Source organism: Pluralibacter sp. (assembly GCF_019237635.1).
GTDB lineage: Bacteria > Pseudomonadota > Gammaproteobacteria > Enterobacterales > Enterobacteriaceae > Enterobacter_B.
Genome location: NZ_JAFAGS010000030.1, coordinates 1 through 10,691, shown reverse-complemented (window position 1 = coordinate 10,691; position 10,691 = coordinate 1). Strand labels below are relative to the sequence as shown.

Annotated in this window: 8 protein-coding genes; 4 read left to right on the top strand and 4 right to left on the bottom strand. The window is 56.1% G+C overall.

Annotated features, from left to right (window positions below):
* Positions 1-33 precede the first annotated feature (33 nt).
* From JO226_RS03935 to JO226_RS03920, 4 genes are read left to right on the top strand one after another with little or no spacing between them, the layout of a single operon-like run.
* On the top strand, positions 34-1,290 hold the full coding sequence (locus tag JO226_RS03935; protein ID WP_293493566.1) for an MFS transporter: 1,257 nt from the start codon (positions 34-36) through the stop codon (positions 1,288-1,290).
* A gap of 30 nt (positions 1,291-1,320) precedes the next feature.
* On the top strand, positions 1,321-2,553 hold the full coding sequence (locus JO226_RS03930) for an alginate lyase family protein (RefSeq protein ID WP_293493563.1): 1,233 nt from the start codon (positions 1,321-1,323) through the stop codon (positions 2,551-2,553).
* A gap of 29 nt (positions 2,554-2,582) precedes the next feature.
* Positions 2,583-4,517 carry a heparinase II/III family protein gene (locus JO226_RS03925; protein ID WP_293493560.1) on the top strand — a complete coding sequence of 645 codons (1,935 nt, stop codon included), beginning with the start codon at positions 2,583-2,585 and terminating at the stop codon, positions 4,515-4,517.
* Positions 4,518-4,563: 46 nt separating this feature from the next.
* Positions 4,564-4,887: a cupin domain-containing protein gene (locus tag JO226_RS03920; RefSeq protein WP_293493557.1), complete on the top strand. Its 324-nt coding sequence runs from the start codon at positions 4,564-4,566 to the stop codon at positions 4,885-4,887.
* An 83-nt stretch (positions 4,888-4,970) separates the two neighbouring features.
* Here the strand turns inward: JO226_RS03920 and sucD are convergent, their stop codons facing one another.
* The 4 genes from sucD to sucA all read right to left on the bottom strand — a co-directional run.
* On the bottom strand, positions 4,971-5,840 hold the full coding sequence (sucD, locus tag JO226_RS03915) for a succinate--CoA ligase subunit alpha (protein WP_293493554.1): 870 nt from the start codon (positions 5,838-5,840) through the stop codon (positions 4,971-4,973).
* Entirely contained in the window at positions 5,840-7,006 is a 1,167-nt protein-coding gene (gene sucC / locus JO226_RS03910; protein WP_013367075.1) for an ADP-forming succinate--CoA ligase subunit beta, read from the bottom strand. Before sucC ends, sucD begins: the two co-directional genes overlap by 1 nt.
* A 93-nt stretch (positions 7,007-7,099) precedes the next feature.
* On the bottom strand, positions 7,100-8,305 hold the full coding sequence (odhB, locus tag JO226_RS03905) for a 2-oxoglutarate dehydrogenase complex dihydrolipoyllysine-residue succinyltransferase (protein ID WP_293493549.1): 1,206 nt from the start codon (positions 8,303-8,305) through the stop codon (positions 7,100-7,102).
* Between the two features lie 14 nt (positions 8,306-8,319).
* The coding region (gene sucA, locus JO226_RS03900; protein WP_293493546.1) for a 2-oxoglutarate dehydrogenase E1 component at positions 8,320-10,691 on the bottom strand (2,372 nt) is incomplete at its 5' end.

Sequence of the window (10,691 nt, the reverse complement as noted above, 5' to 3'; positions counted from 1 at the left end):
ATAAATCAATTCTTATTGGACAAGGTGAACCCTGTGAAGATCAAAAAACTACGCTGGTACATTATCTCGCTGGTCATGTTAGGTACCATTATTAACTATCTGGCGAGAAGTACGCTGGGTGTCGCGGCGCCGGAGATGATGCGAACGCTGAATCTGTCCAGCGAGCAGTACGGGTGGATCGTTTCCGTTTTCCCTTTCACCTACGCTATCGGCGGGATCGTCTGCGGTTTTGTGATCGACAGATTTGGCCTGCGTATCAGCTTTGCGGTACTCGCGGCATTGTGGTCGCTGTGCAACATGCTGACCGCGTTGTTCAGCACATGGTTTCCTATCGCCGCCTTGCGTGGGGGCCTGGGTCTTACCGAAGCCGCCTTTAACCCGGCAGGGATGAAGGTCACCGCGGAATGGTTCCCGGCCAGGGAGCGAGGACTCGCCTGCGGCGTTTACAGCCTCGGGACGTCCGTCGGCGCAATGCTGGCGCCGCCTCTGGTTGTGTGGGCCATCCTGAACTACAACTGGGAAATGTCCTTTGTGGTCACCGGCGGTATCGGCATTCTCTGGGCGATTCTGTGGCTGGTGTGCTATCGCTCGCCAGAAACGCACCCGGCGATGTTGAAAGAAGAATATGACGAGGTGCAGCAGGATCAGATCGAAGTTGTGCAGGAAAAAGCGACTCTGCTCTCCATGATCAAGGACAAAAGCCTGTGGGCTATCTCCTTACCGCGTTTTATGGCTGACCCGGCCTGGGGCACCCTGCACTACTGGATGCCGCTCTACCTGGTGACCGTACGTCACATGAACATGAAGGAAATTGCGCTGTTCGCCTGGCTGCCCTTCCTGACCGCTGACTTAGGCTGCCTGGCCGCTGGCTACATTTCGAAGTTTCTGAACAATCGCGGCGTGCATATCATTAACGCCAAACGTATTACCTTTACCTTTGCTTCCCTGCTGATGCTGTCAATGGCCGGTGTTGGCTTTGTCAGTAACGTGTATGTCGCGATTGCGCTGTTCTGTATCGCGGGCTTCGCCCACCAGTGTCTGTCCGTCACCATTATCAGTATGTCATCCGATCTGTTCCCGAAACAGAAAGTCGCCACAGCGACCGGTTTTGCCGCCTTCACCGGCAGCATGGGGAACTTCCTGTTCAGTATTTTCCTCGGCGCGATGGTAGCCGTTGTCGGCTATAACATCTTCTTTATCGGCCTGGGAATTTTTGACCTGATTGGCGCCGTATTCCTGTGGACATTAATCAAATGTCCGACAGAAAAGTCACAACCCGCGGCGGCGTAACTTAACCAAATACACGTAAGGATACTTTCCATGATTTATCGCAATATCGCCGTTATCAGCATGCTGTTTTCGACCGCTGTATTTGCCGATACCGGGCATCTCCCTGCTCAGGGGGAAAAGGATGGATGTCTGACCTGGGATTGCCAGCAAATGCTGACAATCAAGCATGGAATTGGGCAGGGAGACAAAACCTGGCTCCCTGCCTGGCAACACCTGCAACAACAGGCTGACCAGGCGCTGCAGCATCAACCGTGGTCCGTGACGGATAAAAAGCTGTTACCGGCCTCCGGTAATAAGCATGACTACTACAGCTTCGGCCCCTACTGGTGGCCGAATCCTGACACGAAAAACCATCTGCCCTATATCCGCAAAGACGGGCAGATAAATCCGTCATCAAAAACCGATGACACGGACAGCAAACGGCTGGTGCAGTTTTCTGACGATGTGCGCGCGCTGTCGCTGGCGGCATTCTACAGCGCGGACGCCCGCTACGCGCAAAAAGCCGAGGTGATGCTGAATACCTGGTTTTTGAAAAAAGAGACGCGGATGAACCCTAACCTCAGCTACGCGCAGGCTATTCCGGGCGTCGTGGATGGCAGGGGCATCGGCATCATTGATACGCGCGTGCTTATCGATGTCGCCGACAGCATCATGCTGCTCCAGCACGCCGGTTACCTGTCAGAGAAAGACGTTCAGGGGTATAAAAACTGGTATGCAACCTACACCACGTGGCTGCTGAACAGCAGCAACGGACAGGAAGAGGGCAACTGGTACAACAACCACGGCGCGTGGTATGACGCGCAGGTCACCGCGTTTTCACTGTTTTCCGGGGATATCAAGCAGGCTCGTCGGCAAATCGATATTTTTAAATACCGCCATCTTGCCGCGCAGGTCAACGTGAAAGGCGAAATGACCGCTGAACTGGAGCGAACCCGTACATTCCATTACACCAATTTCGCCCTTGCAGCTTATGCCAAAATGGGCCGCTACGGTGAGAAAGTGGGTGATGATGTCTGGAACTTCGAATTAGATGGCCGGACGATGAAACCCGCGTTTGCGCTGGTCAGCCAGCAAACCGGCAAACCGGCCAGCGACTGGAAATATCAGGAAATCAAATACGTGCCGGAGGAGGCAACAGGCCCAATGCTGGCGGCGGCCAGAGCCTGGAAAGATGACAGCTTCCGTAACAGCGCCGACCAACTGGTCAAAGAGAATCCAACGGACATCAACATCCTGACCCCGGGTTCTGTACTGGTGAAGTAAGCGCAACGACAACGCATAACAGGTAGATAATGAAACAGTTTACACAGACCCAGATTGCGGCCGCAAAAGCCCGTGTGACGCCGGAGATCCTCCGCCGTCTGGTGGAAAACAACCGCGACGTTCTCGACCACGACACGCTGGTTCCGCAAACAGGCTGCGCCACCTGGAACCACTATTTTTACTGCCCGGAACACAGCGTACGGCTGCTCTGGGACCGAAAATCGCCGAATAAACACCGCTGCCCCATTGATGGGGCGGTATTCACCGGCGAGCCTTACTACGGCGCCTGGTGGCGCTGGCTCAATGGGTTGAACGCGAAAGCCTGTTACGAGTTAGGGATTCTCTGGCTGTTAACAGATGACGACCGGTACCTCAATAAAGTCATTGATATTCTTATGCAGTACGCCAGGTACTACCCTGACTACGAGGAGCATGGCGGTATTCCGTACAACGGTCCCGGCAAGGCAAACGCGCAGACGCTCTGTGAAGCCAACTGCCATGCTGATTTTGCCCGCGGGTTCGACATCGTCAGCGCGGCATTAACCACTGAGCAGTATGATTACATTGCCGATCGACTGTTACGCTGCGGCGCGGACTTTCTGATGCAGCACCGCAGCAATCAGATTCACAACCACGAAGTCAAAATCAACTCGACCATCGGGATAATCGGCGCCCTGCTCGATGACGAAACGTATTTGCAGTTTGCGGTTAGCAGCCGCTATGGGCTGTTGTATCAACTGGAGCACGCGCTGCTGCCCGGTGGTTTATGGTTCGAGGGGTCGCTGCATTACCATTATTACGCCCTTCAGGGGTTTATGGCCTTTGAGAAATTCGCCCAGAACAGCGCCTGGAGCCTGCTGGATAAACCCTTCTATAGCACTATGCTGTCGCTGCCGCTCACGCTGCTGATGCCGAATATGACGCTGCCGAAGGTGAATGACTGCGTGAATGGTCAGGAGAAGCTCAGCCACGCGGATATCTACGAGTTTGCCTTCAGTTACTACGGCAATCAGGAGTACGGGCAGCTGCTGGCGTATTTATACACCGCCGGGCCGCGCGACAACATTGACGCCCTTTTCTATGGTCAACCGCTACCGATGCAGACGTTAAGCGTCCCGCAGGGCAATGAGCATAACCCTGACGCCGGATTTACGATAATCCGCAATGCGCCAGGGCGCGCCGTGTGCATTAAGCATGGTCCCTATGGCGGCGAGCACGATCATTACGACCGGCTGAACCTCATCGTCTTTAATAACTACAGCGCGTTGTTCCCTGATCTGGGCACCACTGGCTATGGCGCTCCGCTGCACTATGGTTATTATAAAAATACGTTTTCGCACAACACGCTGTGCGTCAATGGACTCAACCAGCCGCCTGCTCTGCCCCGGATTGTCGATTACCAGCAACGAGAGGGCGAAACGCGGCTGATTACGGAGGTGGACTGGCTTAGCGCCGCCGCCCTACCCGACAGCAAAACCCGCGTGGAGTGGGATGATGAGTCCTACCGGGATATCGTCTTTCGTCGCACCATCGTAGTAACGGAAAACCTGCTGATTGATAAATGGGACGTCGAGAACCCTCACTACCAGTGCGTTGATGCGGTCTACCACATCAATGCAGCCGCAACGCAGGCCACGCCGCAAAATGACGTCAGGATCTGCTATCCCTACGTTAAGCAGGCCACAGAGCAGCCGCTGAAGGGGAAAACGGAGGTTCGCTACCAGGCTGACGTCCCTGTCTCAATCACCTGCTTCTCGACCAACAATACCGCGTTAATCAAAGCGCAGGGGCCGAATAACCCCTCGACGTCGATGATAGAATACCTGCTATTACGCAGCCGCGATAAGCATGTTTCTTCCGTATTTGTCACGGATTTCACGGGCAATGGGAAAATCGATATCGTGAAGAACGGCGATACGGTAAGCGTCATCGACCTGACATTAAACCAGGAATACTCCCTCTGACGACACGGTCAGCGGTAACCTATTAACACGCAATAAAGGTGATACGATGTTTGTTTTTCATAATCAGACCCAACTGGAAGAAGTCGGTGATGGCGTAACGCGCCGGATTCTTGCTCATGCGGGCAAGATGATGGCGGTTGAAGTGCATTTCGCGCAGGGCGCTATTGGCCCCATGCACTGCCATCCCCATGAGCAATTGACGTATGTGTTATCCGGTGAATTTGAGTTCACTATCGGCGACGAGACGCATATCGTGCGGGCGGGCGACACACTGTACAAACAGCCCAACGTCATGCACGGCTGCGTATGTCTGAAAGCGGGAACCTTGCTGGATACCTTTACGCCGATACGTGAAGACTTCCTGCAATAAGCCATGAAAAAAGGCCGCTTTACAGCGGCCAACCATGTCGAAAACGGACATTTAAAGCTCTCCGCAAGGAGAGCTGAGAGGATTTACTTAATGATGGATTTCAGTGCTTCGCCGATATCCGCCAGGCTACGAACGGTTTTCACACCCGCCGCTTCCAGAGCCGCAAACTTCTCGTCTGCCGTTCCTTTACCGCCTGCGATAATCGCGCCTGCGTGACCCATACGCTTGCCTTTCGGCGCCGTCACACCTGCGATGTAGCCCACAACCGGCTTGGTCACATGCTCTTTGATATAAGCAGCCGCTTCTTCTTCCGCGCTACCGCCGATCTCGCCGATCATCACGATCGCTTCAGTCTGCGGGTCTTCCTGGAACAGCTTCAGGATGTCGATGAAGTTAGAACCCGGGATCGGGTCGCCGCCGATGCCCACACAGGTGGACTGGCCAAAGCCGTAATCGGTCGTCTGCTTCACCGCTTCATAGGTCAGCGTACCGGAACGGGACACGATGCCCACTTTGCCCGGTTTGTGAATGTGGCCCGGCATGATGCCGATTTTGCACTCGCCCGGGGTGATTACGCCTGGGCAGTTCGGGCCGATCATCCGCACACCGGCTTCATCCAGCTTCACCTTCACGGTCAGCATATCCAGCGTCGGGATGCCTTCGGTGATGGTGATAATCAGTTTGATGCCCGCATCAATAGCTTCCAGGATGGAGTCTTTGCAGAACGGCGCCGGAACGTAGATAACGGTGGCGGTCGCGCCAGTCGCCTCTACCGCTTCACGCACGGTGTTGAACACCGGCAGGCCCAGGTGCGTGGTGCCGCCTTTACCTGGCGTTACGCCGCCAACCATCTGCGTGCCGTAGGCAATCGCCTGTTCAGAGTGGAACGTCCCCTGGCTACCGGTGAAGCCCTGGCAGATAACCTTGGTATTTTTATTAATTAAAACGGACATTATTTCCCCTCCACTGCGGCAACAACCTGCTGAGCTGCATCCGTCAGACTTTTCGCTGCAATAATATTCAGGCCGCTGTCAGCCAGTTTCTTCGCGCCCAGTTCGGCGTTGTTGCCTTCCAGACGAACCACCACCGGTACGTTAACGCCCACTTCCGCAACGGCGCCGATGATACCGTCGGCGATCAGGTCGCAGCGTACGATACCGCCGAAGATGTTAACCAGAACGGCTTTCACATTGTCATCGGAGAGGATGATTTTGAACGCTTCGGTTACGCGCTCTTTGGTCGCGCCGCCGCCCACGTCGAGGAAGTTAGCCGGTTCGCCGCCGTGCAGCTTAACGATGTCCATCGTGCCCATCGCCAGACCTGCGCCGTTCACCATGCAGCCGATGTTGCCATCAAGTGCGACGTAGTTCAGTTCCCACTGCGCAGCCTGCGCTTCACGCGGGTCTTCCTGAGACTGGTCACGCATTTCACGCAGATCCGGCTGGCGGAACAGCGCGTTGCCGTCAGCGCCCAGTTTGCCGTCGAGGCAGATAAGGTCGCCCTGTTTGGTGATAACCAGCGGGTTGATTTCAATCAGCGCCAGGTCGCGCTCAAGGAAAATGGTCGCCAGGCCCATGAAAATCTTGGTGAACTGCTGAACCAGTTTACCTTCCAGACCCAGTTTAAACGCCAGCTCGCGACCCTGGTAAGGCATTGGGCCCGCCAGCGGATCGATAGCGACTTTGTGGATCAGGTGCGGGGTTTCTTCCGCCACTTTTTCAATCTCAACACCGCCTTCGGTCGACGCCATGAACACCACGCGACGGGAGCTACGGTCAACAACCGCGCCAAGATACAGTTCTTTTGCGATATCGGTCGCCGCTTCCACCAGAATCTGGTTAACCGGTTGGCCGTTGGCATCTGTTTGATAGGTTACCAGGCGTTTGCCCAGCCAGTGCTCAGCAAATGCGCGGATCTCTTCTTTGCTCTTAACGACTTTAACGCCGCCCGCTTTACCGCGGCCGCCTGCGTGCACCTGGCACTTAACTACCCATGGGCCTGAACCAATTTTGGAGGCTGCTTCTTCTGCTTCACGCGGGGTGGAGCAGGCATAGCCGACTGGCGCAGGTAAACCGTAGCGGGCAAACAGCTGTTTTGCCTGGTATTCATGTAAGTTCATGCGTTCTATCCACTTTTCAGGTAATCGTTATCTTAAACCCGTAGACCAGCGCGGTATTCATGCCGGTCTACAGGGCAGGTGATGCCTTAACTACTACACGTCCAGCAGCAGACGAGTCGGATCTTCCAGCAGCTCTTTAATTGCCACCAGGAAGCCCACTGACTCGCGGCCGTCGATCAGACGGTGGTCGTAAGACAGCGCCAGGTACATCATTGGCAGAATTTCAACTTTACCGTCGACCGCCATCGGTCTGTCTTTGATGGCGTGCATGCCGAGGATCGCGCTCTGCGGCGGGTTGATGATCGGCGTAGACATCAGGGAACCGAAAACACCACCGTTGGTGATGGTGAAGTTACCACCGGTCAGATCGTCAACGGTCAGCTTGCCGTCACGGCCTTTTACCGCCAGTTCTTTAATGTTTTTCTCGATGTCGGCCATGCCGAGCGCGTCAACGTCACGCAGAACCGGGGTCACCAGGCCGCGCGGCGTAGACACCGCCATGCTGACGTCGAAGTAGTTGTGATACACCACGTCGTCGCCATCGATAGAGGCATTCACTTCCGGATAGCGTTTCAGCGCTTCAACCACCGCCTTCACGTAGAAGGACATGAAGCCCAGACGGATACCGTGACGTTTTTCAAACGCGTCGCCGTACTGCTTACGCAGATCCATGATGGGCTTCATGTTGACTTCGTTGAAGGTCGTCAGCATGGCGGTGGAGTTTTTCGCTTCCAGCAGACGCTCGGCCACGCGCTTGCGCAGACGGGTCATCGGCACGCGTTTTTCACTGCGGCCCGCCAGCGGAGCCACCTGAGCCGGTGCGGCCTGAGCTTTCGCAGGCGCTTTCGCCAGATGCTTCTCAACATCTTCACGGGTGATACGGCCGCCTACGCCGGTGCCTTTAATGGCGCTGGCTTCAAGGCTGTGTTCAGCCAGCAGGCGACGGATCGCCGGGCTGAGCGCATCATTGCTCTGTTCTTCAAGGGAAGCCTGCTGGCGCTGCGCCGGGGTAGACGCTTTCGCCTCCGCTTTCGCGCTGGTTTCTTTACCTGCGCTGTTGCCTTCGCGCAGGCGGCCCAGAATCTGACGAGAGGTCACGGTAGTGCCTTCATCTTCCAACACTGCATCCAGAATGCCGTCAGCAGACGCCGGTACTTCCAGTACCACTTTGTCAGTTTCGATTTCTACCAGCACTTCATCACGCTGGACACTATCACCCGGTTTTTTGTGCCAGGTTGCCACCGTCGCATCGGCAACAGACTCAGGCAGGTCGGGAACAAGAATATCTACGCTACTCATTTTGCATCCTTTAATTAATTGACGTTCAGCGCGTCATCGACCAGATCTTGCTGCTGTTTCTGGTGAACGGACATATATCCTACCGCCGGAGAGGCAGAGGCTGGGCGACCTGCATAACGCAGTGCGGCCCCAAACGGAATAATTTCACGCAGGTGATGCTGGCTGCAGTACCAGGCGCCCTGGTTGAGCGGCTCTTCCTGACACCAGACAAAATCATGTACGTGAGCATAAGCTTTCAGCGCGTCCTGCATCGCCTGATGCGGGAACGGGTAGAGCTGTTCAATACGAACAATCGCCACATCTTTCTGATTGTTTTTACGACGCTGTTCCAACAGGTCGTAATACACCTTACCGGAACACATCACAACGCGTTTTACCGCCTGCGGGTCGAGCTCGTCTATCTCGCCGATAGCCGGCAGGAAGGTGCCGTTCGCCAGTTCGTCAAGATTAGAGACCGCCAGCGGGTGACGCAGCAGCGATTTCGGCGACATCACCACCAGCGGACGGCGCATACCGCGCAGCGCCTGACGACGCAGCATGTGGTATACCTGCGCCGGCGTGGACGGGATGCACACCTGCATATTTTGTTCAGCACACAGCTGCAGGTAACGCTCCAGACGCGCGGAGGAGTGCTCCGGACCCTGGCCTTCGTAACCGTGCGGCAGCAGCATGACCAGACCGCACATACGGCCCCATTTCTGCTCGCCGGAGCTGATGAACTGGTCGATAACCACCTGCGCGCCGTTGGCGAAGTCGCCGAACTGCGCTTCCCAGATGGTCAGCGTGCGCGGTTCCGCCGTGGCGTAGCCGTATTCGAACGCCAGCACCGCTTCTTCAGACAGTACGGAGTCCCAGACTTTGAACTCGCCCTGACCGTTGTGCACGTGCTGCAGCGGGGTATACGTAGAGCCGTTGGTCTGGTTGTGGATAACGGCGTGGCGATGGAAGAAGGTGCCGCGGCCGGAGTCTTCACCGGACAGACGGACGGAAACACCTTCATCGACCAGCGTCGCATAGGCCAGCGTCTCAGCGCCGCCCCAGTCAAACAGCTTTTCGCCGTTCGCCATCGACTGACGGTCTGCGTAGATTTTCTGCACGCGGGACTGCATCTCAACGGCTTCCGGCACGTTGCTGATACGGTGCGCCAGCTCCTGCAAACGCTTCATCTCAACCTTGTTCGGGTAGCTCTCATCCCACTCGTGGTTGAGGTATGGCGACCAGGTAAAGGAGTGCATATTCATCGGACGCCACTCTTTCACCACGCACTCACCTGCATCCAGCGCATCGCGGTAAAGGTTAACCATTTCGGTGGCGTCTTCCAGCGTCGTCACTTTGTCGCTTTCCAGCTTATCCGCGTAGATTTTGCGCGGCGTCGGATGCTTTTTGATTTTCTGGTACATCAGCGGCTGGGTTGCGCTCGGCTCGTCGGCTTCGTTATGGCCGTGACGGCGGTAGCACACCAGGTCGATGAACACATCGCGTTTAAAGGTATTACGGAAATCCAGCGCCAGACGGGTCACGAAGGCAACGGCTTCCGGGTCATCCGCGTTCACGTGGAAAATCGGCGCCTGAACCATTTTACCGATGTCGGTGCAATACGGCGTAGAACGCGCATCCAGCGGATTGGACGTTGTGAAGCCCACCTGGTTGTTGATAACGATGCGAACGGTACCGCCCACTTCGTAACCCCGCGCTTTCGACATGTTCAGGGTTTCCTGAACCACGCCCTGCCCGGTCACCGCGGCGTCGCCGTGAATGGTGATCGGCAGTACCATATTGCTGCTTGGGTTATCCAGACGGTCCAGACGCGCACGTACGGAGCCGATAACCACCGGGCTGACGATTTCCAGGTGCGACGGGTTAAACGCCAGCGCCAGGTGAACCAGACCGCCTTCGGTTTCGATATCCGAAGAGAAGCCCATGTGGTACTTCACATCGCCGGTGCCGAGGTGCTCTTTATGCTTACCGGCGAACTCGTCGAACAGGTCCTGCGGTTGTTTACCGAGCACGTTGATCAGCACGTTCAGACGGCCGCGGTGCGCCATACCCAGCACTACTTCGCGGGTGCCGCTGTTGCCCGCGTGGCGGATAAGCTCTTTGAGCATCGGCACCAGGGCATCGCCACCCTCCAGCGAGAAGCGTTTCGCGCCCGGGAACTTCGCCCCCAGGTAACGCTCCAGCCCCTCAGCGGCGGTCAGCTCGCCAAGGAAACGTTTCTTCTCTTCTGCGGTGAAACTGGCTTTACCGACCACGGACTCAATGCGCTGTTGGATCCAGCGTTTTTCTTCCGTGGAGGTGATGTGCATGTATTCTGCACCGATGGAGCCGCAATAGGTTTGCTTGAGCGCCGTCAGCAGATCGCCCAACTTCATGGTGTCTTTGCCGA